This window comes from Streptomyces nodosus (assembly GCF_008704995.1).
Classification (GTDB): Bacteria; Actinomycetota; Actinomycetes; order Streptomycetales; family Streptomycetaceae; genus Streptomyces; species Streptomyces nodosus.
Window position 1 is genome coordinate 61,907 of record NZ_CP023747.1, and the last position, 24,612, is coordinate 86,518.

The following is a 24,612-nucleotide window of genomic DNA, read 5'->3' on the forward strand; positions in this document are numbered from 1 at the left end:
AGCAAGCCAACGGCTTCCTCATAGGACGGCACCTCGCTACCCTCTTTCACGATTCGGAGCTGTCGGCGAGGAAGGCCAGCAACGCGTGGTTGACGACGTCGGGCTGTTCCTCCATGCAGAGGTGGCCGCACTGCGGGATACCGAAGCCGCGCACGTCGTGAGCCATGCCCTTCCAGACCTCCAGTACGTCGAAGAACCGACCGTTCTGTTCGAATTCCTGACCCCACAGAGCGAGGACCGGACAGGTGATCAACTGGTCGGCATCGGCGAGATCCTGCGCCACATCCTCGGCTGAGGCTCGGTAGTCCATGGCGGCTCCCCGAACGGCGCCAGGTTGCCTGTATGCCCGGACGTAGACGTCGATCTCCTCGGGGGTGAGCATTTCGGGGTCGTACGACCACGAACGGTAGAAGTGGGTGAGCCACTCCTCCTCACGGCCGGCGATCAGGACCTCTGGTAGATCCGGTACGTTGAGGAAGGTCAAGAACCAGCCCAGCTGGGCCAACGGAGGGCTGACCTTTTCCATCAGCACTCGGGTTGGGACGTTGTCGATCGTGACGAAACGGTCGATGCGGTCGGGGTGGTCCTTGGCGAACCGAGTGCCAACCCGCGCACCCCGGTCATGCCCGACGACGATGGCGCGCTGGTGGCCGTGGTGATCCATGAGCGCAGCCAGGTCGTTGGCCATCGTCCGCTTGTCGTAACCGCTCGCCGGCTTTTCGGTCGCACCATAGCCGCGCAGGTCGGGGGCGATGACAGTGAACTGCTCGGCCAGGACCGGAATCTGTTTGCGCCAGGCGTACCAGGTCTCCGGGAAGCCGTGCAGCAGGTATACCGGCGGTCCGTCGCCCGCACTGACCCAGTGCTGGATGATGCCGTTCAGTGCCGCAGTGTGGTGGGTGACATCGAGTAAATCGCTCATACGGGGTCCTTGTGAGACTGTGACACCGAGCTGGCAGGTGCCCTGTATCAGCGAGCGTAAACCTTAAACCATGGTTGAAGGTCAAGTGTTCTGGAGGCAAGGGGGGACGATGTTGCGCACCTTCCGCGGGTAACTCCGAACTGACCTGCAGAAGGCGCCTCGTACTGCACAGTCATCGCGGGCAGCGCGGCGCGAGGCACCTCCCTCGACCGGGAAGCCGGCAGGAAGACCGATCAGGCCAGGAGCGAGTTCAGATGGGCCATGATGAGGTCGGCATTCTCCGCACAGGTGACATCGGCAGGCTTCGCCTCGATGTCGTCGATCACCGCCCGCACCTTGCGCTTGGACTGCGAAAGTTTCCGCTGCATTTCCTCTATCGCCACATGCTTGCGCCGCAGCGCCGCAAGCATTGCATCTCGATTCCACTCGCCGAGCCCCTCAGCCGGCAGCAGAGCCTTGATCTCAGCGAGCGTGAAACCCGCCAGCTGAGCCTGCTTGATGATCTCCAGCGCCTTTACAGCCACCTCGCCGTACACCCGGTAGCCCGATCCGGTGCGCTCATCCGGGGCCAGCAAGCCAGCCGTCTCATAGAACCGGATCCTCGACGGCGACACCCCTGCCGCAGTCGCCAACTCGCCGATCTTCACCCGTGTACCTCCCTAACTCGTCGATCCGCCGACAGACACTGTGGAGTCTCCACCATGCTTGAAAGTCTAGAGTCGGCCCAGACGCACATGCCTACCGCCGAAGATGCCAGCGAGACCGCTTCTCACGCGCCACACCGCAAGCGTGACAAGTCAAATTCCACAGGATGCGTGTCTGGCATCCCCTCTGGGTGGAGCGCATCGACCGCAAGATCCAAGCCGTGCGACGGCGGCAGGCCGAAGAGGAGCGCGGCCGACGCAACAGGCCGGAGCACCCGGACTGGATCGTTGAACCCGGTATCGGCGCAGATCGCGCCCCCGTCCAGGTCCACGCCGGCGACAGCTACATAGCGGGCAAGCGGCGCCGCGCGGTCAGCCGCAACGAAGCCCGCCGACTCCTCGCCGAGGGCCTCGAAGCCTGCACTCACTGCGAACCCGACATCCAGCTGAACATCCTCGACTTACCGCTCATCTCAGTTGGCCAGTCTCCTGTAACAGATGAGGGTGCAGGCGATGCTGGTGAAGGCCAGGAAATGGCTGGCTTTGCGTTCGTAGCGTCGGTGGAGACGTCGGCATCCGGCAAGCCAGGCCATGGTGCGTTCGATAGTTCAGCGGTGCCGGCCGAGCCGCTGGCTGGAGTCCGTTCCCTTGCGCGCGATCCGAGGTGTGATGCCCCGTCCGCGTAACCATCGGCGCAGGTGGTTGTAGTCGTACCCCTTGTCGCCATGAAGCTTGTCCGGCCGGCGTCGCCGCCGGCCGCGCCGGGAACGGATCGGCGGTATGCCCTGCACGAGGGGGATCAGGGCCTGACTGTCGTGGACGTTGACACCCGAGATACCGAGTGAACCGCTCCGGGATCGGTGGAGGCTCTATGCGTTGACTCCAGCCGCCGGTTGGGGCTGGTGTTGAGCGTAGTGGTTGGTCTCGTGTTCGTGGGGCGGGATGTCGCCGATGGCGGTATGGAGGCGCTGGTTGTTGAACCAGTCGGCCCATTCCGCGGTGCCGAGTTCGACGTCGGCCAGGCCGTGCCAGGGCCTGCGGGGCTTGATCAGCTCTGTTTTGTAGAGGCCGATCTGGGACTCCATGAGGGCGTTGTCCAGGGCGTCGCCGACGGTGCCGATCGAGGCGTCGATGCCGGCCTCGAGCAGGTGGGCGGTGAACGCGAAAGACGTGTATTGACTGCCCGCGTCCGAGTGGTGAATGAGCCCGGGGCCTGCGGGGATGCCGTCCCGGTCGCGGCGCCATAGGGCCATGTCGAGGGCGTCGGGGGCGAGCTTGGCCCGCTTGCTGGTGGCGGCTGACCAGCCGACGGTCGCCCGGGAGAACACGTCCACGACGAAGGCGACGTAGACGATGCCGGACCAGGTGGCGACATAGGTGAAGTCGGCGACCCACCGCTCGTTCGGACGGGATGCGGTGAAATCGCGTCTGAGCAGGTCAGAGGGCCGATCATGGCCGTCGTCGCGGATGGTGGTGCGGATCTTCTTCCCGCGTCGGGCGCCCTCGAGCCCGAGGTCACGCATCAGCCGGGCGACCGTGCAGCGGGCCACGGGTATGTCCTCGCGGTGCAGCTGCCGCCAGACCTTCCGCACTCCGTAGACACCGAAGTTGTCGGCGTGGACGCGGCTGATCTGTGTCTTCAGCTCTGCGTCGCGGATCGACCGGGCACTGGGGGTGCGGTTCTTGGCGGCGTAGTAGGTGCTCGTCGCGATCTTCAGTCCGTGGCTGGTCAGGACTTTGCAGATCGGCTCGACTCCGAACACCTGCCGATGGGCGTCGGTGAACGCTACGAGCGCTTCGACGGCCGGTCGAGTTCGGCCGCGAAGAAAGCCGAGGCCGCCTTGAGGATCTCGTTGGCCCGGCGCAACTCGGCGTTCTCGGCCTTCAGCCGCTTAATCTCCGCGACCTCCTCCGAAGTCACCCCGGGACGCCGGCCGGCGTCGACCTCGGCCTTGCGGACCCACGTCCGCACCGTCTCGGCGGAACCGATGCCCAGCTTCGCGGCGACCGCCTTCATCGCGGCCCACTCGGTCGGGTAGTTGGGGCGGATCTCCGCGACCATGCGCACCGCACGCTCGCGAAGCTCGGCAGGGTAAGGGGACGGACGGGCCATGACTCGATCCTCTCAGGGAATCGAGCCTCCATCAGACCTGGAGCGGTTCATCAGTCTGGACCTGGATCTGTTGGAGGGCCTGGGTGAACACGCTGTCCAGGGCGTAGCGGCGGAAGGGGGTGTAGACCGTCCGCCACGGCCCGTAGCGTTCGGGCAGGTCATGCCACGAGATCCCGGCCCGGACCTTGTAGACCATCGCGCTGATGACCTGCCGGCCCCCCAGGCAAGGGCGTCTCGTCGCGGCCCACGGTATGAGCGGAGCGAGCATGGCCCAGCTCGGTGAAGCGGTCGAGCGTGCCTGCCGGAGCCTGGACTGGCTTTCCGCGGGGTCAACCCGCCTTTGGTGTGCTGGTTACCGAGCGCAGTGTGACGATGAGAAGCGCAGCCCAGAATTCCGTGAAGCGGCCAGCCGATATCTGCCAGCCCGCAGCGACAGGAGGTCCGGCAGCTGCTGGGAGGTGGCGACGTTGAAGGGCCTGGTGCACAACCGGGAGCGCTTGTCCAGGACGCGCTCTTCGGAACTCGCCCTGGTGACGCTGATGGCGTTGCCGGTCGTTCTGCTGATGCTGGACGACGCCACAGGGCAAGCGGTCAGATTGGCTCCCCTGATGGTGGCGGTGCCTGCTCTGGCTGCTGCGTTCCTTTCGCCGGTCGGCGTGATGGCTGTCACTGCGGTGGCTGTTCTCTGCGTGGTGCTGGAAACGAGGGAGCACCTGCTGGTGGGCTGGACGGACTTTTCGGTTGAGCTCGCTGTGCTGCTGGTCAGCGTCACCGCCATGGGAACCAGCCAGATACGCGGGCGAAGGGAGCAGGAACTGGTTTCCACCAAAACGGGTGCCGAGGTGATGCAACGCAGTCTGCTGCAGCCTGTACCGTCCCATCTCGGTGACCTGTCGCTGGCCTCGATCTACGTGCCGGCGGACAAGGCGGCCGGGGTCGGCGGGGACATCTACGGTGTCGCGGACCTCGGGGAGCGGGTGCGGATCCTGATCGCCGACGCTCACAGCAAAGGACTGGCGGGGATCGAGACCATGAGTTACGTACTGAATGCTTTCCGTAGATCGGCACGCCAGTTCGATTCACTGCGCTCCATGGTCGCTAATTTCGATGAAGACGTCATGGATGAGCTACACGATTCCACCGCGGCGCAGCCGGACAGTCTGAGTACATCCCTGGCCTTGGAAGAGTTCGTCACCGCCGTGGTGGTGGAAATACCAGAGCGGGGCGACGGTCCGATGCTCATGGCCAATCTCGGTCACCTGCCGCCCCTTCTTATCGACCACGGGCGTGTTGTCCCCCTTGAACCCACATCCCCCATGCCGCCCCTCGGGCTGAGCGATCTCGGAAACGGCCGCCTGCACATGGATGAAGCATCTTTCCCCGCTGGCGCCACGGTGCTCCTCTACACCGACAGTGTCATCCAGGCCCGAAACCGCGCCGGCGACTTCTACCCCCTCGCCGAACGACTTCCGGCCTGGGCGCGCCTGGCCCCTGGAGCACTGGTTGAGGCCGTCCGCAGTGACCTACGGCGATATGTGGGCCGGAACCTTGACAACGACGTGATCATGGTCGCGGTCCGCCGCAACTGTCTACCGGACACCATCTGAGCCCGTGCCGCCGACAGAACGCCTGCGCCCAGTCGACCGCCCAGGCCGGGATGCCGCTCTCACCTCGGCGCAGCGGGACGACGCCGTGCAGGGCCCCAGCAGGCGGCCACGATGCCAGAGCTATCGAGTTGGGCGGCCCGTCGCTCGGCGGCTTCCTTGCCCAGCTCTTCGGAGCTGCCGCAAGCCTCGTCGTGGACGCCGTGAGCTACATCGTCTCGACGGCGTAGCTGTGGAGTCTGCCCCGGCCGGCACCCACCCCACCCTCGCAAGCTGACACCTCGTTCGTGGCACTGATCAGGGACGGCGTTCGCTATGTCGTCCGGCACCGGTTCATCGCCCCGTGCGTGGTGGTGGCGACCCTCATCAACTTCGTGGCGGGCGCCCAGATGGCCCTCACCCCCGTGTTTCTGGTGCGCACACTGGACACGCCGGCTGCCGTCGTCGGGATCCTGATGGCTTCCGGCGGCCTGGGCAGTCTGATCGGCGCGGCCCTGACTCCGAAGGTCAGCAGGCTCCTCGGCAGCGCCCGGGCGCTCATCGTCGCGAGTGTGGTCACAGCGGGCGCCACGGTACTCATACCGCTCGCCGGTCACTGTCGGGCCGCACGGAAGATTGCAGCGGGTGGTGCTGTGACCTGCGCACTGAAATCGTCCGTGCGGCGCCTCGGGGCGGTGTGAGCAACTGATCACTTCAGTGACCGTGGTGTCTCTTCCCCTTCTGCCGGGTGGGGTCAGCGTTTGACGCGGTTGCGGATGGCGAGGACGGCCAAACCGAGCAGGACGGGTTCGGCCAGCCGGGAGGTCATCTCGGTGTAGGTGCCGGTGGTGGTGAGGTCTTGGCCGGAGGAACGGAAGATAACCGAGTTGATCACGACCCGCAGGCTCCTCTCCACGCGGCTCCCGCAGCGGAGCGACCGCGGCGACCGTGTACGCGCGAACCAGCTCAAGATCTCCTGATCGAGCGGCCCCAGAGCGACGGGGGTCGGCCCGACCACGCGCAGCTGGCCTGGCAGCTGTCGCACGAGGGACCTTCCCCTGCCTGGGCATCTTCCATGTGGCTCTGTTCACCAGATTCAACAGCGCCTGTTCAGCACTTCGGGAGGCGTTCAAGCCGTGCCATGTTCGATGTTCACGAGAAGCGACAGCATCCCGGGCGGCGAGGTAACTGGTGACGGCTCTTTGGTCACGGGTTGCTGGGCCGCGCCACGGCTTGAGCTTGTTGATGCAGCCTTCGATGGAGATCCGCTGCTTGTAGACGGTACGGTCAAAGGCCGGTTGTCGAAGGCCGAACGCGAGTGGGCGGCAGCGTCCGTCGACGGCCTGGCTGAGCGGGCCGCGCTGCGTGTTGCCGCTACGCGACGACGTGGGAGAGCAGGCTGCGGGCGCAGTCGATGACGCTCTCGCGGGCCGGGCGCGGCTGCCAGTCCAGGACGGTGTGGGCCTTGGCGGTGCTGTGCCGGTTGCGGCGCCCCAGCGAGGGGGCGATCTCACCCATGGCGGGGTTGGCGCGTACCACGTCGTCGGGGGTCTCCTGGGTGGAGACGCGCTCGCCGTCCTGGCCCAGGTCCTCCTTCAGGGCGCGGGCCATGTCCAGCATCCAGGTGAATTCGCCTGTGGCGAGGAAGCGTTCGCCTGCGGCCTTGGGGGAGGTCATGGCGCGGATGTGGATGTCGGCGAGGTCGCGGACGTCGACGATCTCCAGGCCGATGCGGGGGACGCCGGCCATGGTGCCGGTGAGCATCTGCTGGATGATGCCGGCCGAGCCGATGGTGCTGGTGGACAGGATCGGTCCGAACACGGCGCCCGGCAGGATCGTGGTCAGCTCCGTGGGGCCTTCGTAGGTGGCCATGTAGTGCCAGGCGGCGAGCTCGGCAAGGGTCTTGGAGCGGCGGTAGGGGATCAGCGTGGGATCCTCGGGGTCGGTCCACAAGGTCTCGTCGGTGATGGTGTCCTCGGTGTAGGAGGAGGGGCTGGCGGTGTTGGCCGCGGAGGTCATCACCACACGCCGCACACCTGTCTCGGCGGCGGCGCTCACCACGCGCAGCGCGCCGTCACGGGCGGCGGCGATCAGGGCTGCGGGGTCCTCGGCGCCCGCGCCGCCCATCGGCGAGGCGACGTGCAGGACGAAGTTCACGCCCCTGACGGCCGCGTCCCAGCCCTGGTCCGCGGTCAGGTCGGCCATCGCAAACTCCAGCCGGTCCTGCGCATCCACCTGCGTGGCGACGGCGTCGCGCACCGCCTGCTCCCTGCCGTGGCTGCGCACGGTGGTGCGTACGCGGTAGCCGCGCCGCAGCAGCTCAGCGACGCACCAGCCGCCGACATATCCGGTGCCTCCGGTGACCAGGACCGTTTCCGGCATGACTGTCCTCCATGCGGTGTGACAAGATTAAGCGGAAGCCCTTCCGGTGCTTCTCCTCGACCGTAACGGAAGCCCTTCCGTTTCGCAATCGGACCGATCGGACCAGGCATGTCCTCGCCCTCTCCTCGCGCCTCCCGCACCGATGCGGTGGCCAACCGCGCCCGCATCCTGGCCGTCGCCGGCGAGGCTTTCGCGGCATCCTCGGGCGCCTCCATGACGGCGATCGCCAAGCGCGCGGGCGTCGGCGTGGGCACCCTGTACCGGCACTTCCCCACCCGCGAAGCGCTGATCATGGAGCTCTACCACCAGGAGATTCAGAAGGTCATCGACCTGGCCTACGAGTTCGCCGCCGACCTGCCGCCCCTTGAGGCCCTGCGCCGCTGGCTCGAAGAGGTCGCCCGCTACGGAAAGCTCAAGTACGGCCTGTCCGACGTCATCCACGCCGCAACCGACGGGGGCCACGACGACCCGAACTACGGACCGTTCCTCAGCGCCATCGACGCCCTTCTCGATGCCGGAGCCGCCACACAAGAGCTGAAGGCCGACCTAGACCCACAGGACGTCCTTCTCCAGCTCGGCGCCCTGTGGCGCATCCCGCCCGGCGACGGTGCAGCAGCCCGCACCGCCCGCCTCCTCGACCTCATCATCGACGGCCTACGCACCCGCCCCAGCCACACCTAGGTGTATGGACCCGCATCGTTGTTGACAGGTCGGCGGGAACCGCTTTCGTGGTGGGCGGGGATATGGTGTGGCACCCCTTCATTTCGCCTGCCAAGCTCCTGGCGCCCTGGCCTTGGAGGGCAAACTCCTTGACGTGCGCGAAGGGCAAGGATGAGGTGCGGCCTTGGCCTGGCTGCTGCAGCGATCGTCCAACATCCTGCTCACCCCCGGTACCTCGTCCGCCGCCCACCTGCAGCAGAACGTCGCCGCAGCCCGCCTCATCCTGCCCACCGGCGCTCTCGCCGAACTCGACGCTCTGACCGCCCTGTAGACCAAGGAGCGCCCCAGGCCGGAGCTGCAGCCTCCACCGGCCTGGACGCGCATGCAGCCCTTTCGGGCGCACGGTGTCGAGTAAGCCCCAGGTTGAGTGACTGGTCACTCTCTTATATGGTGGGGGTATGGCCAGACCACGCAGTGAGGAACGGCGCCAGGCGATCCTGTCAGCTGCCGCGCGCGTCATCGCCTCCCAGGGGATTGGCGCGGCGTCCACGGCGGTGATCGCGAAGGAGGCTGGTGTCTCCAACGGCTCACTGTTCACCTACTTCGACACCAAGACGCAGCTGCTCAACGAGTTGTTCATCGCGCTCAAGACCGAGATGGCCCAGGCGTCACTGGCCGGCCTTCCGCCCGGGGGTGAGCCACGCGAGCAGGTGCGTCACATGTGGGAGCACTGGGCGCGCTGGGCGACCGGCAATCCCGACAAGCGCCGGGTCCTGGCGCAGCTCCAGGTCGCCGACGAGATCACCGACGAGAGTCACCAGCAAGTGGGCCTGGTCTCGGTAGGGATCGCCGATCTGCTGGAGCGCGCCCGGGCCGGCGGGCCGGTGCGGGACGTGCCGCTCGGCTTCGTCCTCACCCTCGCCAACGCCCTGGCCGAGGCCGCGATCGACGAGATGATCCGGGACCCCGACCGGGCCTCGGCCAACGCCGAGACCGCGTTCGAAGCCCTGTGGCGCGTCCTGGCCGGAACAGGCATACCGGGCCGGACCTGACCCGCTCTCACAGCATCCCCTCGACAAAGGACCTTCAGCCATGAACGCTCAGCCCCGCAAGGCATGGATCATCACCGGCCCCACCTCGGGCATCGGATACCGCACCGCGCTGGACCTCGCCGCCCACGGCACCCTCGTGCTCGTCGGGCGCAGCCCGGCCAAGCTCAAGGAGGTCGAGGCCGAGATCAACGCCCGGCCCGGTGGCCACGCCGTCTCGGTCGTCTGCGACTTCGCCGACCTGGCCAGTGTGCGCCGCGCCACCGAGGAGATCGCCGGGCTCGGTCTGCCGATCGCGGGCCTGCTCAACAACGCGGGCATCATGCCCACCGTCACCACTACCACCGCCCAGGGCTGGGACCTGGCCTTCACCACCAATCACCTCGGCCCGTTCGCCTTCACCGAGGCCCTGATCCCGCACCTGCCCGACGGTGCGAACGTCGTCTTCACCTGCTCGGCCGTCGAAGACCCCGAGCGCGGCCCCGCCGTCAAGGCCGGATTCCGCGGCGCCCGCTACCTCACCGCCAAGGACAGCCTGCACGGCCACTGGGAGCCCGGCGGCTCGGCCAAACCCGGCTACGACGCCTACGCCACCTCCAAGCAGGCCAACCTCGCCACCGTCCTCGCCTTCGCCCGAGAGACCCCCCGCCTGCGGTTCAACGCCGTCGAACCCGGCTTCAACCCGAGCACCGGCCTGGCCCGCGACGCCAACCCCGTCCTGAAACTGCTCGCCACCTACGTCATCGGCCCGCTCGCCCCGCTCATGCCCGGCGGCAGCACCCCCAAGCGCGCTGCCCGAATGATCACTGGCGTTCTCACCGACACCTCCAAGGCCACGGGCGTCTACCACGACGAGAAGGGCCACCCCATGCGCGGCTCCGCCCAGGTCCAGGACCCCGCATTCCAGGACCGCATCGTCGCCGAGACCCGCGCCCTGCTCAAGGACCTTTCCTAGCACCGCCGTTGTCCCGGACGCCTCCGACGAATTCCCCAGCCTCGCCGCCCGCCGACAGCAACCGGGCCCGACGAACGACAACGACAGAGGAGCTTGTGTCCCACCCCAATGCCCGGCTCACCGTCCATGGCAGGCGTCTGCTGGTCGAGCGGGTCCGATCCGGTCGCCCCGTTGCGCACGTGGCCGACGAAATGGGCATCTCCCGCGCCACGGCCTACAAGTGGGTAGGCGCCGCTGGCGCACCGAGGGCGACGCCGGCCTGTACGACCGCACGAGTCGGCCCCAGACGACCCCGCACCGCACTTCCTCAGACATCGAGGAGCAGGTCTGCACGCTGCAGCGCGAGCGAAAGCTCGGCCCCGCACGGATCGGCCCGATCCTGGGCCTACCCGCCTCCACCGTCCACCGCGTGCTCACCCGCCACGGCCTGAACCGGCTGAGCTGGATGGACCGGCCCACCGGCCAGATCATCCGCCGCTACGAACGCGCACGCCCCGGCGAGCTGATCCACGTCGACATCAAGAAGCTCGGCAACATCCCCGACGGCGGCGGGCACCGCATCATGCCCCGCCAGCAAGCCGGTGCCAACAGACAGGCCACGACCGACGCGCGCAAAGGCGGCAGCCCCGTCATCGGCTACAGCTTCGTCCACACCGCAATCGACGACCACTCCCGGCTCGCCTACAGCGAAGTCCTGGCCAACGAGCGCAAAAAGACCGCCGCCGCATTCTGGCAGCGCGCGAACGCTTTCTTCACCGAACACGGCATCACCGTCGAGCGCGTCCTGACCGACAACGGCTCCTGCTACCGCTCCAAGCTGTTCGGCCGGACCCTCAGCGCCGCCGGCATTGCCCACAAGCGCACCCGCCCCTACCGCCCGCAGACAAACGGCAAAGTCGAGCGCCTGAACCGCACGCTCCTCGACGAATGGGCCTACGTGCGTCCGTACTACAGCAACGCCGAACGCACCGCTGCCCTCGCGGACTTCCTTCACACCTACAACCATCACCGCTGCCACACCGCGCTCGGCGGGAAACCACCCATCAGCCGCGTCAACAACGATGCGGGTCAATACAGCCTGCGGGTGCTGGCGCCAGGTCCAGCCCAGCCCGCCCCCGAGCCGGAGAAGTTCGAAGATCCGTCCGGCTCGCCCTGGCCTACCGGACATCGTTTCGCCGACCGCACCCGCGCCAAGCACACGACCGTCCACGAGCTCTTGGCCGCCGGGCTCAGTCGGAGGGCGATCGGCCGCCAACTCCGCATGACCTCCCACACCGTCAAGCTCTTCGCCGACGCAGCCACCCCGGAGGACCTCTTCCGCGGGCAGTGGAAGGGTCGGCCGTCCAAGCTCGACGCGTTCAAGCCCTACCTGGATGACCGCTGAAGCCAGGGCTGCACCAACGCATGGAAGGTATGGGAGGAGATCGTGCCACTCGGCTACACCGGCAGCTATCAGCGAGTTCGCGCGTACTTCCGCACCAAGCGTCTCTCGTCCGACCCGGTCACTGCACCACCGCCCTCGCCTCGCACCGTCGCCAGTTGGATCCTCCGCCGACCCGAAACTCTCACAGAGACCGATCGCCTTTGACTCAAGGCCGTCCTGGTCCACTGCCCCGAACTCAACGCGCTCGCCGGTCACGTCCGATCCTTCGGCCAGATGCTCACTGAGCGCCAGGGCGAAGGGCTGCCGCAGTGGCTCGACGCTGTCCCGCGAGACGACCTGCCCAGCCTTCACACCCTCGCCGCAGGCATCGACCGTGACCGCGATGCGGTCATCGCCGGCCTCACCCTGCCCTGGAATTCCGGTGTCGTCGAAGGACACGTTAATCGGATCAAGATGCTCAAGCGCCAGATGTTCGGCCGGGCCGGCTTCGATCTCCTCCGCAAGCGCGTCTTGCTCTACTCGTGAGCCACAGGTCAGACCGCATCATCAAGGAGCCCGAAGCCTTCCGGGAACCCTTCCAGGAACTCGCGTCGCGCAGGGTCGGCCTCGGCTTCAGCCATTGTCCCCAGCAATGCGATCAACTCGTTCCGCTGATCGCTGGACAGCTTGCTGACCAGGTGGGCGACACCCTCCAGGACCTTGACTGCGTCGTCCGGATCCATCTGCTCGTCTTCACTGCCGTCGATGAACCACAAGACATCGACCAAAGCCTCGGCCAAAGCACGAGTCAGAGACGAGTACACGGGCATCACGGCGGTCTCCCAGCAGGTCAACGACAGAGTTCGGCCATCCCACCACACCGCTGACGTCACGCTCAGTCAGCCCTGCACGGAAAGTGAGCCAGAACCTTCTGGGGCTCTGGCCCACTTCCTGTGGTCGCGTACGCAGCGTGACTGTTGACCGTCGTCCGATGGCGGTCGAGGTCGCCCGAAAATCGTCCCGCCCGCGTGTGGTGGGGTCGACAGTTTTGCGCCGTGAACGAAGTACGTCCGCAGCTGGATGAGTTGCTCTTCGGGCCGGTGGAGAATGTATCGGTGGAGTCGGTCGAGGTGGCTGACACGCGTGTCCGAGTGGAGGCCCGGACCACGGCCAAGCGGGCGACGTGTCCGGGCTGCGGGTGCTGGTCGGGGCGAATACACGGCTCCTACCTGCGGTTTCCCCGTGATCTACCAACAGCGGGCAAGTTCGTCGTGGTGTCGTTACGGGTGCGCCGGTTCGTCTGCGCGGAGGACTCCTGCCCGCGCAAGACGTTTGCTGAGCAGGTGCCTGGGCTCACCCATCGCTTCGGTCGGCGGACAGAGCGGCTGCGATCGACGCTGGTCTCGGTCGGACTCGCGCTTGCGGGACGGGCCGGCGCCCGGATGGCGGACGCCCTCGGGGTGCCGGTCAGCCGGAACACTCTACTGAGGCTGATCACCTCACTGCCGGATCCGCCTACCGCCACGCCCCGCGTGGTCGGCGTGGACGAATACGCTCAGCGCAAGGGCCGGATCTACGGAACCGTGCTCGTCGACGTCGAGACACGTCGCCCGGTGGACCTCCTGCCGGACCGGGAGGCGGACACGCTCGCAGCCTGGCTTTCCCAGCGGCCCGGAATCGAGATCATCTGCCGGGACCGCGCCCTCTTCTACGCCGAAGGCGCCGCCCGAGGCGCCCCACAATCTCTCCAGGTCGCTGACAGGTGGCACCTCTGGCACAACCTCGGCGAAGCCGCCGAGAAGTGCTTCTACCGACACCGCGGCTGCCTGCGACCCGCACCGGCGCCGCTGGAGGAGCCAGGGCAGGCGTCGCCGGCGACCGCGACATCACCGTGGCCGACAGGCCACCGGTTCGCCGAACGCACCCGCGCCAAGCACTCAACTGTTCACGCGCTGCTGGCCGCTGGACACAGCAAGCGGTCCGTCGCCCGGCAGCTCGGCATGGGCCTCAACACCGTTCTCCGCTTCTCCCGCGCCACCGAGCCGGAGCAGTTGTTCACCGGCCAGTGGCAAAGCCGCCCCACCAAGCTCGATGCCTACAAGCCCTATCTCGACCAGCGATGGCAGGAAGGCTGCACCAACGCCTGGAAACTGTGGGAGGAGATCAAGGCACAGGGCTACCCAGACGGCTACGGCAACGTCCGCGCCTACGTCAGCCGGACCCTGCGCGGCAAGCCCCAGCCAGTCGGACCCCGGCCGCCATCAGCCCGTGCGGTCACCCGCTGGATACTCACCCACCCCGACGCCCTGGCCGAGAGCGACCGGCTTCAGCTCAAGACAGTACTGGCCGGCTGCTCCGGCCTCGAAAGCCTTGCCAGCCATGTCCGTGCCTTCGCGGACATGCTCACGCAACTGCGAGGCGAACGGCTGTCGGAATGGATCGCGTCCGCAACTGTCACCGATCTGCCCAGCCTTCAGCGATTCGCCCGGCACCTCGAACGAGACCTGGACGCTGTCACTGTCGGCCTCTCCCATCCCTGGAACTCAGGCGTTGTTGAAGGCCACGTGAACCGGATCAAGATGCTGAAGCGGCAGATGTTCGGCCGCGCGGGATTCGAGCTCCTCCGCAAACGCGTTTTGCTCGCCAAGTGAGCTGTCACCAGGCCTGATCCGCCTACCTGTGTCCCTCGCCGATCCTGCGGGGCCTCACGCCGAGGATCAGATTCTCAAGGGCGTGCGGCATTGCCCCGAAGCTAGCGACCCAGCCCTCGACCAGGTAGATCTCGCTGCGCTCATCGATACCGAGAAAGAATCGGCCGTGATCGAGCTCACCGAGCGGGAAGAGCTCTCTCCCCAAGGCGTCGCTCCACTCGGAGAACCGGTCATCCTCTCCCCACGCCAGCTCAGGGTCCAGTTCGAATGGCTCGCGGGCGCGGTTGATTCCCGGGCCACCGATGCTGACGGTCAGCCCCCCGAACTCCTGGAGAAACGTTTCCGCAGCATCGTGCATGCGGACGCCGACTCCTTCGAACATGGACCGCCAGCCAGCCGTGTCGACGCGCCTGCCCGCCGTCCACCCCGAAGCCTCCAGGACCTCAAGCACCTCCGGCGACCATTCGCTCATGACAGACCCAACTCCCGCCAACTTGAAATAGGAGGCGATCATCTCAGCAGCCGAGCTGAGTGAGTACAGCGTGTGACCGCACCACAGGAAGTGGACCAGAGCCCGTTCTGGTGAACAGAGCCATCCATGCTCCTGTGCGGCCTGAAGCTACCTCTCGCCCCTGTCGCGGTCAGGTGGGTGAGGCCCGTTTGCTGGCTGCCGGATTTCCATCCGGGTGGTGGTCGATCCAGGACAGTCCATCCATGTCCAGGCGCCAGCGGGTACGTGTGACGGCTACGTAGGCGAGGCGGGCATCGCTGTCGTCGATCGGCTCGGGGATGGTGCATCCGTTGTCGTCTTTATGGCTGCTGTTCTTCGGCGGGGCGAAGTCGTCGGCGATTCTCACACAGGCCCATTCGCGGCCTTTGGCCTTGTGCGCAGTGGAGACGGTTACTTCGGCGTGCTGCTCGGGAGCGAGCCCGGCTACGGCGTTGAGGATGGTCTCGGTGCCGTGCTTGTCGACGAGGTCGACCAAGGGCTGCAGGTCACGCCCTGCTGGATCGTGGGCAGCGTAGTCCTGCAGCTCTCCCCAGCCCGGGAAGAGGAGGAGTTCCGGGTGGCTCGTGCGGCGGCCTTCCTTCAGGTCACGGGCGGCCAGAGCGAGGGCGCGCAGGCCGTCCCCTCCCCCGGCAAGGGCGACCCGTCGCCCGTCGGCCATCAGAGTGATGACTTGAGCCATAGCGCCGGCGTTGGTACGGCACAGAACCGCATCGGGGCAGGCCACGGGGCCGAGTTCGGTGGGCACGGCCGGTGTGCCGGTGAGGCGGATGGGGGCGCCCGCGATGTGCAGCCAGCGATTGGCCTCTTGGGCCAGCCGGGGGCCGAAACGGAAAGACTGCGACAGAGCCAGTTGAGTGCCGTTGAAGCCGGTCATGACGTCTTTGGCGCCGCGCCAGTGGTAGATGGCCTGGGCGGAGTCGCCGACCATGACGAGTTGGGCGTGGCTGCGCTGGTTGAGGAAGATCTGTTCGACGACGGGGTTGGTGTCTTGCGCTTCGTCCAGGAGCAGGAAGTCGGCGTGGATTCTGGGGCGGGTGAGGGCCCAGATTTTCAGGTAGTGGTCGTGGTCGAAGCGTACGCAGCCGTCGTCGGGGTCTTGGATGTCCGTCCAGGCTTTGCGGGCGAAGGGAAGAATGTGGGCTGTGAGTTCAGCGTGGAGTGTCTGGTGTTCGAGGCCGCGCAGGTGGGGTACATGGTGGCGGGTAATCGTGTCGTCGGCGGTGTGGCAGAAGTGGGCGACGGTGCGCAGGACGGTGTTGGAGAGGGCTTTTTGTGAGACTTCGCGGTCGCCGATGCGGATGGTTTTGGTGATACCGAGGGCGTGTCCAGTCTGCCAGGCGGGACGGCGGGGTGCGTTCAGGCGGCGGGTGTAGCGGTGGCCGACGGCGGCGTAGGCAAGTGCGTGGGCGGTCTTGCACTGGACGGTGCGAGGGAAACGTTCAGCAGCGTCTTGGGCGATGGTGCGGTTGTAGGCGAGGTAGCGGCCGCGGCGTTTGGTGGTGCGGGCGAGCAGGGCGAGGGTGGTGGTCTTGCCGGTGCCCGCGCCGGCTTGCAGGGACAGGTGGTCGCCGGCGTGGAAGGCGTCGGCTGCTGCGGCTTGTTCTTCGGTCGGGTTCATAGCGTGGCTCCTTCAGGGAGCCAGGTGAGCGCATGTCCGACAGTCGACAGCAGGTGAGCGGGAGTGGCGTGGGCCAGTAGGTGGCGTACCGCCTGGTCGAGGCGGTCGGCTTCTTGGTCCGCGTGTTTGGCAAGGGCCCGGAGGACGTCAAGTTCCAGGAAGCGCTCGGGTTTCTGCTGTGCGCGGTGGGCTGCGGCCGTGAGGAGAGTACGGGTGGCTAGTAGGAGGGCAACGTTGAGCAAGATCTGTCCGCTTACGTCGGGGTAGTGGGTGGTGATCACGTCGATGGGCACCTGGGTGTGAAGACGGCGGCGTAGGCGGCGTGCGGCACGGTCGGGGGTTTTGGCGCTTACCAGAGCCATCAGGCGGGTGGCATCGTGGTTGGCTACCAGCGGCCAGGCGCAGGCTGCGCGGCACAGTTCGGATGGTGTCAGGGGCCGGGTCAGCATGATTTCCAGGGCGTGGTGCGGCATCATCACCTGCCCCTGGAGTGGCCGGCCGGGTGGTGTGGCAGGCGAGTGTAAATGTGCGCTGTATGCAGGAGAGGGTCGAAAACCTGCCAGCCAGCCAGGGCAAGATCGGCCGCACCTCGGGGGGCGGCGTGTGCGGGACAGTGCTGGGTACGCCAGCGCGCCTGTTCGGGGTAGGGCAGGTGGCTGAGGTCGTAGACGGCCATCAGTGTGTCGGGCAGCGCGAGTTGGCCGCGTTGGGGTCCGGCAGGCAATAGTTTCCAGGTTCCGGCCGGGCTGGTGGAGTCGAGGACGGGGCAGGTGCAGCGGAGGCGGTGGCGGGTCTGGGCCACGCAGCGGATGTTCTCGAGGGGGCTGTCGGCGAGGTAGCGGGACAGGAGCATCTGCACGACCGGGCGGGCGGGTGCGGGGGCGCCGGTGGCGGGCGGGCTGTCGGCGAGCGTGGTGGGGGTGAAGGTGCCGGTGTCGATCAGGCGGCGGGTGTGGAGGGCGAGTTGGCGGCGTACCTCTTCAAGGCGCCGGCCGAGCCGGGGCGTGGGGGTGCTGCCGGGGCAGAGCACGATGTGGGGGATGCGGCACCAGGCGCTGCCGTCGCCGTGGGGGTGGGCGATACCGCCGGCGAGGTGCCAGCGGCAGGAATCGGGCACCTGCTCGGTGGCCACTTCAGCGGGATGCAGGGCGATGGGGCGCTGGTCGGTGCGCTGGTAGATGTCGATGCGGTTGCCGCATCGGCGGCAGCGGCCGCTTTGGCCGGCGCGCAGCAGGCGGCTGGGGCTGGTGGCGGCCACTCGTAGCGGGCGGGGGTGTCGCCTGTGGCGGGGGCTGCCGTCCCAGTGGCAGTCGCCTGTGGCGGGGTTGGGGCACATGCGGGGACCGTGCCAGGCGGCACCCGGTGGCAGCGGAGACGGCGGGAGCTCTGTCCTGCGAATGGCACAGTGAGCGTGAACGTATGCACGATCGGACGTACATGTATTCGTGTGCTGCTCGCCGGTTTGGATGATTCACGTGTGGCGGTCTGCCGGCTGGCGGAGGGGTTCAGGGGCGCTTCGGTCCGGGCGGGGTGTGGTCGTTACAGAGGGCGCCGAGAAGTTTCTCGATGGGCACGTCGAAGGCGTGGGCGAGTGCGTGCCAGGTGGTGACGCTCCCGGTGGTGCGGCCGTGTTCCAGGTCGATGAGGGTGCGCCGGGCCAGGCCGCTGCGTTCGGCGAGTTCGTCGAAGGTCCAGCCGCGTTCGCCCCGCAGGCGCGCGAGCGTCACGCGCAGCGCGGTGAGGTCGGGGTCGGGCGGCAAGATCGTCACTCCACCATCCGACGGTGCAGAACACTGCCCTGTCAGTGCAGACTTCTGCACTATTTGCCGGGAGTGGTGGTGTTGTTCGCGGTGCGAAGGTCTGCACTACGGCGGCCGTCCCAGACGCTCGAATGGGGCACCCGCCACGACGGCTCGGACGACGGGAGGACGAAGGGTCGATGAGGCTGGCCGGCACGCACCCCGCGGTGCGGCGTATCTGGACGGTGGAGTTGCGCCAGCAGGCAGGCGGACCGAATCTCGTCTGCCCCCTCTGCACCGCCCATACCCCTCCCCTTCAGGCCGGCTCTGCACGGTCCGCCGCTCTGGCTCATCTGGCCTGCCACGCCCGCGCCAACGTGCTGCCGGGGCATCTGCGCACCTGCCAGTGCCGCACGCAGGGCTGCTCGTGGCACCCGCGTCACCGCGGATGCGCGGGACCTGTGCTGCTCGCCCTCACCCGCGACCGCGCCGGCCGCGCGTGGCGCCTGGCCGACACCTGCACGGCCTGCGCGGCGGCAACGAGTAACACCGCTGTCGTGCCGGACACCCAGATCGGGCCGCAGCGGCCGCCTGCTTCCAGTCCCCTTTCGGCTCCGCCGGGCAGGAGGCTTGAGTCCGTATCCCAGCAACGGGTGCGTGTGCGGGAGATGCTCACTTATCTGGCCGCCGCTCTCCCCCGGTTCACCTCACCCGCCGGCCGGCTGCTGGCCCTGCAATGCGCCCTGCGGGCCGACACCCGCGGTCAAGTACATCTGCCGACAGGGTTGCTGCGCGGCATGCGACTGCGCGGGCGAAAAGAAGTGTGGGAGGAACTGACTCACGGCGGCTGGCTGGAGATGCCCGATCTCAGGACGGCCCGCCTGGAGGTACGGCTGCTTGACGCCACGGTCCTGGACCAGGCCCCCGGCCGCGGACCACGCCGCCGCGCCGCCCACTGGGCGCTGCGTCCAGCGCCGCTGCTCCCGCCGCCCGCCGCACCGCATGCCCTGCAGTTGACCGCTCTGGTCCTGGCCGCACACACGTGCGCCCAGGTCCACCACAGCGCCGACATGGACGTCCTCGCTCGCCTGTGCGGACACTGCCCCCACCAGACTGCAGAACTACTCGACCGGCTGACAGCTATCCGTGTCCTGACCGTCTGGCACCACCGTCGAGACACCGACGAAGTCCTGTGGCAACTCCCCCACGAGAGGAAACCAGCCCATCCCACTGTGCACCCCGGACAACGTCACGTATCCCAACCATGAAGCTCAGCTCGAGCAAGAGGCATCACTCATCCGTACTATCTCTGCGTCGGGCCGGTCGCAGCAGCTACTGTCTGCCGTTGAGTGCCAGTCCAAGAACACTGGCGCACAGCTCTGCACGCGCTAAGAGATGTGGCACAACCGGCCAGGAAACCGAATGAAGGGTCATCACTATGCCGGAGAGCACAACTGCCGCCACCGGGCTGACGACGCAGTACGCCGCCCAGGTGACCAGCGACCTCGAACACAACCTCAAGGAGCAGGAACGTATCAGCGCGGACATCGCCGCACTCCAGGAGCATCTGACGTCCCTGCAGCGCGACCACTCCCTTCTGATCAAGGTGCAGCAGGCCCTGGGCATTGCGCCCGTACCTGTTCAGCCTGCGGCCGCGCCAGACAGCGCATCTGTGCCAGCTCCCCGTGAGAATGCCCCCCTCAAGCCCGGCGCCAACTCGCGGACACCGGCAAAGAGGGCCGCTGGCGCCCAGGATCATGCAGCACCCAAAAAGTCGGCTACCAGGAAGCTCACGAGCAAGAACGCAGCCACAAAGACGGCCCAGCCCACACTGGTCGAACTTGTCCGCAGCCACCTCACCGGACAGAACGAACCGCGCTCCGCAGCGGAAATCGCCACAACTCTCGGCACTGCCCACCCCGAGCGCGGCATCAAGACCACTGTCGTACGCACCACCCTTGAAGGACTCGTGGCCAAGAACCAGGCCCAGCGCACCAAACAGGGCGCCGCCGTCTTCTACACCGCCCCCAGCAAGGACGGGCAGACAGCCAACCCCGTCCAGGGCGAGTTGCGGTCCGACCAAGCCGAATAGAACCGCGGGGCGCCACACTGCCGCTGCACCCGACTTCCGGGTACTGGGCTGTCCAGAAGGCGGCGCCCGCCGACTACTCTGCCTGCGGCAGGCTCGTCCCCCTGCGGAGGATGCGCCCACTGCCCAGGCAGATGTCCCGTCGGCGCGCGTCTACAGACCGCAGCCGGACGGAGGCGCGGAGGAGACGAGTGGCTGATTTTGCTCAGCTCCAGGTCCTCGGTTCTCGCTTGATTTTTAACGTCCGGCGTCGAATGGTGTATCCGACTTGATCACTCGGTCCGGTATCCGCCATGCAGGAAAGCGGCCCTCGTCTGAACATGTACTTCGACCAGGGAACACACACGGCTTGATACCCGCGCCAGCGAGAAGGCCAGAATTGTCGAGGTTGCCTGCCGCTACCTGCAGCGTCTCGCCGCTCTGCACGCCAGCCTCGTCCAGGCGGCCCCCGGAAACGACCTCGCCAAGGAGCGGCTGATGCTGCGACTCGCCGTTCAGACCCGCCAGATCGTCATTGCCCACGGACGGAGAAGCGGCGGCTGCCCGCAGCACCGATGGCGCTGGTGTCCTCCGCCATCAGTCGAGCGAGATCTGCGGCCTCGCCTCGTGCAGGGGCTCTACTGTTGAAGTGCCCTGCGCGGCGACAGGACGCCTGGGCTCGGTTCGGGCAGCCTCGTACGCCGCGCCCGGGATTGGGGCTGCCCGCTCCGTGCCCGTCGTTCTGGCGGTCCCCGCCGAGGGGCAGGCCTCTTCCAAGGGCTCCCACAAGGCACAGCGGCCGGCCTCGCAGTTGCAGACAGTGTGTGACGTCAGGTAGCCGGATGTCAGTGCCGGGTGTCTGCTGAGACGGCATCACCCGATGGTGCGTGGCTGCCGCAGATCCTGGTCTTCACAGGGCTGGGTTCCAGCCGCCTGCCGAGGGGTGTCGACGTTCGTTTGCCGTAGTGCCGGTCCCATGGCGAGGCAAGCTCAACTGAGCCGGTGCGGCCGTCTCCTGTCAGGAGGCGGGGCCCGCTACCTCTTCCACGATGCGGACGGCTCGTTCGCAGGAAATGTCGTCGAGAGAGGCGGTCTGCGCGCGTGCCGGGCCGAATTCCGGTTCGGCGCGGAGGACCGGGGGGTAGCCGTTGCTGCGGATGCGTTGCTTGAGGTGGCGTCCGAAGGCCCAGGCGTCCTGGGCTGCGGGGAAGTGCCAGCGGGTCAGAAGACGCCAGGGCTGGCGGACGGGGTGGGGCTGTCGTCGGCTGGAATTGGCGATTCCCCATCCGAGGGCGCGAAGGCCGTCGTGGACGACGAGGTACAGGTATCCGGGTTCTCTGGGGTTGATGCCCTGCCGGGCGCAGACGGGGCAGGCGCCGTGGTGCCCTGGGAGGGTGCCGGGGACTGGTGCCGAATGCTTGTCGCAGGTGGTGCAGCGGGATTTCCAGGGTGTGTCGGTGCGGCCCGGGTAGGGGTCGAGTGGCTGGAGCCCGTGGGCCAGCATGCAGGCGACAGCTTGCTTCTCATTCAGGGTTTGGCGGATCGGGAAGGGCGTGGCGCGGCAGGCCCAGCATTGGTGGCCGTGGGCGCGGACGGAGGCGAGGGTGGGTGTGCCGAGGTGTCCGCAGCGCAGGCACTTGGCGATCCAGGGGTGTAGCTGCTGGCCGGGATAGTCGGTGAGAGGTTCGAGGTCGGCTGCGGCCATGACGGCAGTGGCGGTGGCGGTGTTGATGGTGTTCCCTGTGCAGTTACTGCAGCGGGCGCGGCCCCTGCGAACGTGGGTGAGCCGCTTGGTTTTGATGGTCGCGCAGTGCGCGCACCGGCAGCGCCACGGCTTGCCAGCCCCGGGGTAGGCCTCAAGAGGCAGCCAGTCGCAGCTTTCCATGACAGCTGCGGCTTTCGTGCTGTCGTGCATCAGCTTGCTGGCGATCTTCTGTGAGCGGCAGGCTCCGCGACAGGTCCCGCCGTTCTTGTTGACGACATCGTTGTAGCGGGGCGAGTTGACCTGTCCGCATCGCAGGCACTGTGACCGCCACGGGCGTTGGGTGCCGGGGAAGGGCTCGAGGGGGCGCGCGCCCCGCTCTATGAATACCCGGACTGCTTCGGCCTCTGTGATTCTGCGCGGTGCCATGCACTCCCCCGGCTCGTGCTGCGGTGCGTCTGGAGGGCACACCGGTCTTTCGCCGCCTGCGGCCGTGCCGGTTCCCTCGTCCCTGGCAGCAGGGTCTCATTGTGGCGGTCGTCGCCATTGCGCGAACAGGATCTGACGAAACGGCGTCGGGCGGTGAGCGGTTGACCGCGTTTTTGCGTAGCGGTGGAACCGGCATACGGAGTGTCGGCGTCCACTGCGGGGAGCAGTGGGTTACCTCGGGCAACCACCTGGGGGGTGGGCGGCTGTTCCGTGTCACAGAGCCTCCATTTTTTGCATGTGCACGTGCAGACGAACGGAACGGCCCCTTCCGCCTCGTGCGCGGCTACCCGAAAGAGTGAAGAAATTGGACACCGTATGCAGGCACCGTGGATCGTGGAGCCGGCCTCCGCTTGACTGGGTGCGCTTTCTGTCGAGAAATGAATGCGGAAGACCGAACCTGATCGTTTTCCGACTGTTCGACACTCCACCTGGAGGGATTTTCGTCAGAAACGAGAACTGCCCTGATGGGGGTATAAGTTGGCCCATCAGTTTTGCGCGACAACACGGCGCTGGATTGCCGAGTTAACGTGACGCAGGGAGGGATGAGGGGGTACCTTCACCGGGAAATGGCCGTGCGCTCTCAACAAGAGCGGGCCCCGGCAGTGTGTGACGACACCACCGGAGCCCTGTCGCGGACAATCAATCAGAAAGGCTCACAACCCATGACTGTCCGACTCCTCCGAGGGCTGCTGTGCATGCCCTCGACGTCTCGCGAAAATACCATTTCGCGCCTTCGTATTCCACAAACCGGCAGCGTGCGCGCACTGGACATCCGTCTGCAGTTGAGCCTGATCATCGTGGTGATCATCACGGTGTGGGTTCTGGGAGCACCGGGCGCAACTCCGTGGCTGCTACTGCCGGCTGCACGCCTGGCAGGCCAGTTCACAGTGCATTACGTGCACGTCCAGACCCCGTAACGCCGCCTGGCATGCCACCGGAGACGGGGCTCTGGTTCCTGCTGCCCCGGGCGGGCTGCTCGTTGTTGCGGTCCGCCCGGGACGCCACCAACGTCGAATGTGCGAAGGGACGGAAGCGCCGTGCGTGTGCCGTTGCAGCGCAGACAGTGCGGTTTTTGTGGACAGGTCCTGCGTTCGGGAGAAGGGCGCGGGCGGAGGCGGGACTACTGCGACGCCGTGTGCCGCCGGAAGGCTCAGCGGGAGCGGGATGCTCTGCGGGGCCGGCCGGTTGTGGTGCCCAGCGGCCTGCGGACGGCACGCGATCTGGCGGCCTTGTCGGGACGGCTGTTTGCGGCGCAGCGGCTGCAGTTGCCGCTGCGTACCAGGCTGGCTCTGCTCGAGACCGTCGCGCGGCAGGCCGAGCGGTGCGCGGCGGCAGCGGTGTACGAGACGCGGCAGGCGGGAGCAAGTTGGGAGGAGATAGCGGCGGCAGCCGGCACGACTGCGACGCAGGCCAGCGCTTTGTGGGACACGCCTGCCCTGCGCGTGCTGTTCCCTCCGCGGCAGCCGCAGACTGACCGCCAAGCTGCCGCCCAGCGTCTGGCGGACGCGCTGGCGTATCTGCAGTGCAGTTCGGGGGTGTCGGTGGACCAGGCGGCGGAGCAGGCCGGCCTGGAGGTGCCCTACCTGCTGCAGGTCCTGGACGGCGGCTCCGTCCCAGCATGGCCTGAGGTGTACACGCTGGTGACGGTGTTCGGCGGCGCGGCTGAGGAGTTGCGGGTGCTGTGGGAGAGCGCCCGGGGAGCTGTGCACCCCCCTGTTTTGCCGCCGCAGGGTGCGGCGGGATATCTCGCGGCGGCGCTGCGCGGCCAATATCTGGCCGCGGGTTCGCCCGCGCTCAGCCAGCTCAGCGGGCGGGCGCTTCTCCCGTCTGCCTGCATCGGGCAGGTGCTGGCCGGGCATCATGCTCCTCCTTGGCCCGCCACCGCCCGGTTGGTACGGGCCCTGGGCGGACGGAGCGAGGACATCGAACCGCTGTGGCAGGCGGTGCTCCAGGCTGCAACCGCTCTGGACGGCCCCCAGCTTCCGCAGCAGCTGGGTTGCGCGGACTGCCGCATCACGGCACCGCACGCACCGTGATCCGCCTCTGCCGCAGGTGAGGGCCGCTTGGGCTCTGTTTCACCACTGTGTGCGGTGGGCGGCAGGTGCCGCGCACCGGCGCACGTCGCGCGCCCCGCACTGCGCGGGGCGCGCTTTCCTCTCTCCC

25 protein-coding genes and 3 pseudogenes are annotated in these 24,612 nt (G+C 67.4%); 14 read left to right on the top strand and 14 right to left on the bottom strand.

Features of this window, described 5'->3' with window-relative positions; all coding sequences use genetic code 11:
* Positions 1-46 precede the first annotated feature (46 nt).
* A complete protein-coding gene (locus CP978_RS00280) occupies positions 47-922 on the bottom strand; it encodes an alpha/beta fold hydrolase (RefSeq protein ID WP_150478102.1) in 876 nt (291 codons plus the stop codon).
* Positions 923-1,155: 233 nt separating this feature from the next.
* Positions 1,156-1,569 carry a MerR family transcriptional regulator gene (locus CP978_RS00285; protein WP_150478103.1) on the bottom strand — a complete coding sequence of 138 codons (414 nt, stop codon included), beginning with the start codon at positions 1,567-1,569 and terminating at the stop codon, positions 1,156-1,158.
* A 164-nt stretch (positions 1,570-1,733) separates the two neighbouring features.
* Here CP978_RS00285 and CP978_RS00290 point away from each other — a divergent pair.
* A pseudogene (locus CP978_RS00290) lies at positions 1,734-2,003 on the top strand (DUF6233 domain-containing protein); the annotation flags it as partial.
* Between the two features lie 36 nt (positions 2,004-2,039).
* Here CP978_RS00290 and CP978_RS00295 read toward each other — a convergent pair.
* The 3 genes and pseudogenes from CP978_RS00295 to CP978_RS00305 form a co-directional block, all read right to left on the bottom strand.
* Positions 2,040-2,411, bottom strand: a pseudogene (locus CP978_RS00295) (transposase); the annotation flags it as partial.
* A gap of 24 nt (positions 2,412-2,435) precedes the next feature.
* Positions 2,436-3,679 (bottom strand): IS3 family transposase gene (locus CP978_RS00300; protein WP_150478104.1). Its coding sequence is split into 2 segments (ribosomal slippage): positions 2,436-3,397 and positions 3,397-3,679, totalling 1,245 coding nucleotides; the frame shifts between segments, so codons are not numbered across the junction.
* Positions 3,680-3,710: 31 nt separating this feature from the next.
* A complete protein-coding gene (locus tag CP978_RS00305; protein ID WP_150478105.1) occupies positions 3,711-3,947 on the bottom strand; it encodes a transposase in 237 nt (78 codons plus the stop codon).
* Between CP978_RS00305 and CP978_RS00310 the strand changes: the two genes are divergently transcribed.
* Together CP978_RS00310 and CP978_RS00315 are read left to right on the top strand one after the other, a co-directional pair.
* Positions 3,946-5,286: a PP2C family protein-serine/threonine phosphatase gene (locus CP978_RS00310; RefSeq protein WP_170307419.1), complete on the top strand. Its 1,341-nt coding sequence runs from the start codon at positions 3,946-3,948 to the stop codon at positions 5,284-5,286. The two genes, CP978_RS00305 and CP978_RS00310, sit on opposite strands and share 2 nt — an antisense overlap.
* Before the next feature lie 284 nt (positions 5,287-5,570).
* Positions 5,571-5,963: an MFS transporter gene (locus tag CP978_RS00315; RefSeq protein ID WP_170307420.1), complete on the top strand. Its 393-nt coding sequence runs from the start codon at positions 5,571-5,573 to the stop codon at positions 5,961-5,963.
* Between the two features lie 53 nt (positions 5,964-6,016).
* Here CP978_RS00315 and CP978_RS34695 read toward each other — a convergent pair whose 3' ends face one another.
* A complete protein-coding gene (locus tag CP978_RS34695; protein ID WP_170307415.1) occupies positions 6,017-6,157 on the bottom strand; it encodes a hypothetical protein in 141 nt (46 codons plus the stop codon).
* A 479-nt stretch (positions 6,158-6,636) separates the two neighbouring features.
* Positions 6,637-7,644, bottom strand: coding sequence for an NAD-dependent epimerase/dehydratase family protein (locus CP978_RS00320; RefSeq protein ID WP_150478108.1), 1,008 nt, complete (start codon positions 7,642-7,644; stop codon positions 6,637-6,639).
* Between the two features lie 108 nt (positions 7,645-7,752).
* Here CP978_RS00320 and CP978_RS00325 point away from each other — a divergent pair, with 108 nt between their 5' ends.
* The 6 genes and pseudogenes from CP978_RS00325 to CP978_RS00350 all read left to right on the top strand — a co-directional run bounded on the left by CP978_RS00325 (position 7,753) and on the right by CP978_RS00350 (position 12,217).
* Positions 7,753-8,325 carry a TetR/AcrR family transcriptional regulator gene (locus tag CP978_RS00325; protein ID WP_150478109.1) on the top strand — a complete coding sequence of 191 codons (573 nt, stop codon included), beginning with the start codon at positions 7,753-7,755 and terminating at the stop codon, positions 8,323-8,325.
* A gap of 163 nt (positions 8,326-8,488) precedes the next feature.
* Positions 8,489-8,635 (top strand): hypothetical protein, encoded by a 147-nt coding sequence (locus CP978_RS00330; protein ID WP_150478110.1) that lies wholly within the window; start codon positions 8,489-8,491, stop codon positions 8,633-8,635.
* Between the two features lie 127 nt (positions 8,636-8,762).
* Positions 8,763-9,356 carry a TetR/AcrR family transcriptional regulator gene (locus tag CP978_RS00335; RefSeq protein ID WP_150478111.1) on the top strand — a complete coding sequence of 198 codons (594 nt, stop codon included), beginning with the start codon at positions 8,763-8,765 and terminating at the stop codon, positions 9,354-9,356.
* Positions 9,357-9,396: 40 nt separating this feature from the next.
* Positions 9,397-10,308, top strand: coding sequence for an SDR family NAD(P)-dependent oxidoreductase (locus tag CP978_RS00340; RefSeq protein ID WP_150478112.1), 912 nt, complete (start codon positions 9,397-9,399; stop codon positions 10,306-10,308).
* A 95-nt stretch (positions 10,309-10,403) separates the two neighbouring features.
* Positions 10,404-11,386: pseudogene (locus CP978_RS00345) on the top strand (IS481 family transposase); the annotation flags it as partial.
* Between the two features lie 579 nt (positions 11,387-11,965).
* On the top strand, positions 11,966-12,217 hold the full coding sequence (locus tag CP978_RS00350) for an ISL3 family transposase (protein ID WP_043436616.1): 252 nt from the start codon (positions 11,966-11,968) through the stop codon (positions 12,215-12,217).
* 8 nt (positions 12,218-12,225) lie between these two features.
* Here CP978_RS00350 and CP978_RS00355 read toward each other — a convergent pair whose 3' ends face one another.
* A complete protein-coding gene (locus tag CP978_RS00355) occupies positions 12,226-12,501 on the bottom strand; it encodes a hypothetical protein (protein ID WP_079162465.1) in 276 nt (91 codons plus the stop codon).
* 225 nt (positions 12,502-12,726) lie between these two features.
* On the opposite strand from CP978_RS00355, the gene CP978_RS00360 reads away from it, so the two are divergent.
* Positions 12,727-14,322 (top strand): ISL3 family transposase, encoded by a 1,596-nt coding sequence (locus CP978_RS00360; protein WP_043436619.1) that lies wholly within the window; start codon positions 12,727-12,729, stop codon positions 14,320-14,322.
* 22 nt (positions 14,323-14,344) lie between these two features.
* On the opposite strand, the gene CP978_RS00365 is transcribed toward CP978_RS00360, so the two are convergent.
* From CP978_RS00365 to CP978_RS00385, 5 genes are all read right to left on the bottom strand, one after another.
* Positions 14,345-14,836: an SUKH-3 domain-containing protein gene (locus CP978_RS00365; RefSeq protein WP_052453878.1), complete on the bottom strand. Its 492-nt coding sequence runs from the start codon at positions 14,834-14,836 to the stop codon at positions 14,345-14,347.
* A 127-nt stretch (positions 14,837-14,963) separates the two neighbouring features.
* The gene (locus CP978_RS00370) at positions 14,964-16,451 is read right to left on the bottom strand and encodes a UvrD-helicase domain-containing protein (protein WP_043436622.1); all 1,488 of its coding nucleotides are present in this window, start codon (positions 16,449-16,451) and stop codon (positions 14,964-14,966) included.
* Positions 16,448-16,924, bottom strand: a complete 477-nt coding sequence (locus tag CP978_RS00375; protein ID WP_174498710.1) for a hypothetical protein — start codon at positions 16,922-16,924, stop codon at positions 16,448-16,450. The genes CP978_RS00370 and CP978_RS00375 overlap by 4 nt, the downstream gene beginning before the upstream one ends.
* A 2-nt stretch (positions 16,925-16,926) precedes the next feature.
* Complete coding sequence (locus CP978_RS00380; RefSeq protein WP_043436624.1) at positions 16,927-17,787, bottom strand: DUF6083 domain-containing protein; 861 nt, start codon at positions 17,785-17,787, stop codon at positions 16,927-16,929.
* A gap of 169 nt (positions 17,788-17,956) precedes the next feature.
* Complete coding sequence (locus CP978_RS00385; protein ID WP_043436626.1) at positions 17,957-18,220, bottom strand: helix-turn-helix transcriptional regulator; 264 nt, start codon at positions 18,218-18,220, stop codon at positions 17,957-17,959.
* A 638-nt stretch (positions 18,221-18,858) separates the two neighbouring features.
* Here CP978_RS00385 and CP978_RS35360 point away from each other — a divergent pair.
* Positions 18,859-19,458 carry a hypothetical protein gene (locus tag CP978_RS35360; protein WP_227745259.1) on the top strand — a complete coding sequence of 200 codons (600 nt, stop codon included), beginning with the start codon at positions 18,859-18,861 and terminating at the stop codon, positions 19,456-19,458.
* 170 nt (positions 19,459-19,628) lie between these two features.
* Complete coding sequence (locus CP978_RS00395; RefSeq protein WP_150478113.1) at positions 19,629-20,282, top strand: hypothetical protein; 654 nt, start codon at positions 19,629-19,631, stop codon at positions 20,280-20,282.
* 994 nt (positions 20,283-21,276) lie between these two features.
* On the opposite strand, the gene CP978_RS00400 is transcribed toward CP978_RS00395, so the two are convergent.
* On the bottom strand, positions 21,277-21,963 hold the full coding sequence (locus CP978_RS00400) for a hypothetical protein (RefSeq protein WP_161240369.1): 687 nt from the start codon (positions 21,961-21,963) through the stop codon (positions 21,277-21,279).
* Positions 21,964-23,204: 1,241 nt separating this feature from the next.
* Between CP978_RS00400 and CP978_RS34700 the strand changes: the two genes are divergently transcribed.
* Positions 23,205-23,366, top strand: a complete 162-nt coding sequence (locus tag CP978_RS34700; RefSeq protein WP_158508298.1) for a hypothetical protein — start codon at positions 23,205-23,207, stop codon at positions 23,364-23,366.
* A gap of 270 nt (positions 23,367-23,636) precedes the next feature.
* On the top strand, positions 23,637-24,485 hold the full coding sequence (locus tag CP978_RS00410; protein WP_043436630.1) for a hypothetical protein: 849 nt from the start codon (positions 23,637-23,639) through the stop codon (positions 24,483-24,485).
* The last annotated feature ends 127 nt before the right edge of the window (positions 24,486-24,612 follow it).

Bases quoted from the DNA above. Each gene is read 5' to 3' on its own strand.
- CP978_RS00400 (WP_161240369.1), bottom strand. From the start codon at position 21,963: ATGGCCGCAGCCGACCTCGAACCTCTCACCGACTATCCCGGCCAGCAG.
- CP978_RS00365 (WP_052453878.1), bottom strand. From the start codon at position 14,836: ATGATCGCCTCCTATTTCAAGTTGGCGGGAGTTGGGTCTGTCATGAGC.
- CP978_RS00375 (WP_174498710.1), bottom strand. From the start codon at position 16,924: ATGCCGCACCACGCCCTGGAAATCATGCTGACCCGGCCCCTGACACCA.
- CP978_RS00325 (WP_150478109.1), top strand. From the start codon at position 7,753: ATGTCCTCGCCCTCTCCTCGCGCCTCCCGCACCGATGCGGTGGCCAAC.
- CP978_RS00395 (WP_150478113.1), top strand. From the start codon at position 19,629: ATGCCGGAGAGCACAACTGCCGCCACCGGGCTGACGACGCAGTACGCC.
- CP978_RS00350 (WP_043436616.1), top strand. From the start codon at position 11,966: ATGCTCACTGAGCGCCAGGGCGAAGGGCTGCCGCAGTGGCTCGACGCT.
- CP978_RS00305 (WP_150478105.1), bottom strand. From the start codon at position 3,947: ATGCTCGCTCCGCTCATACCGTGGGCCGCGACGAGACGCCCTTGCCTG.
- CP978_RS00370 (WP_043436622.1), bottom strand. From the start codon at position 16,451: ATGAACCCGACCGAAGAACAAGCCGCAGCAGCCGACGCCTTCCACGCC.
- CP978_RS00340 (WP_150478112.1), top strand. From the start codon at position 9,397: ATGAACGCTCAGCCCCGCAAGGCATGGATCATCACCGGCCCCACCTCG.
- CP978_RS35360 (WP_227745259.1), top strand. From the start codon at position 18,859: ATGCTCACTTATCTGGCCGCCGCTCTCCCCCGGTTCACCTCACCCGCC.
- CP978_RS00335 (WP_150478111.1), top strand. From the start codon at position 8,763: ATGGCCAGACCACGCAGTGAGGAACGGCGCCAGGCGATCCTGTCAGCT.
- CP978_RS00380 (WP_043436624.1), bottom strand. From the start codon at position 17,787: ATGTGCCCCAACCCCGCCACAGGCGACTGCCACTGGGACGGCAGCCCC.
- CP978_RS00355 (WP_079162465.1), bottom strand. From the start codon at position 12,501: ATGCCCGTGTACTCGTCTCTGACTCGTGCTTTGGCCGAGGCTTTGGTC.
- CP978_RS00280 (WP_150478102.1), bottom strand. From the start codon at position 922: ATGAGCGATTTACTCGATGTCACCCACCACACTGCGGCACTGAACGGC.
- CP978_RS00310 (WP_170307419.1), top strand. From the start codon at position 3,946: ATGGCCCAGCTCGGTGAAGCGGTCGAGCGTGCCTGCCGGAGCCTGGAC.
- CP978_RS00320 (WP_150478108.1), bottom strand. From the start codon at position 7,644: ATGCCGGAAACGGTCCTGGTCACCGGAGGCACCGGATATGTCGGCGGC.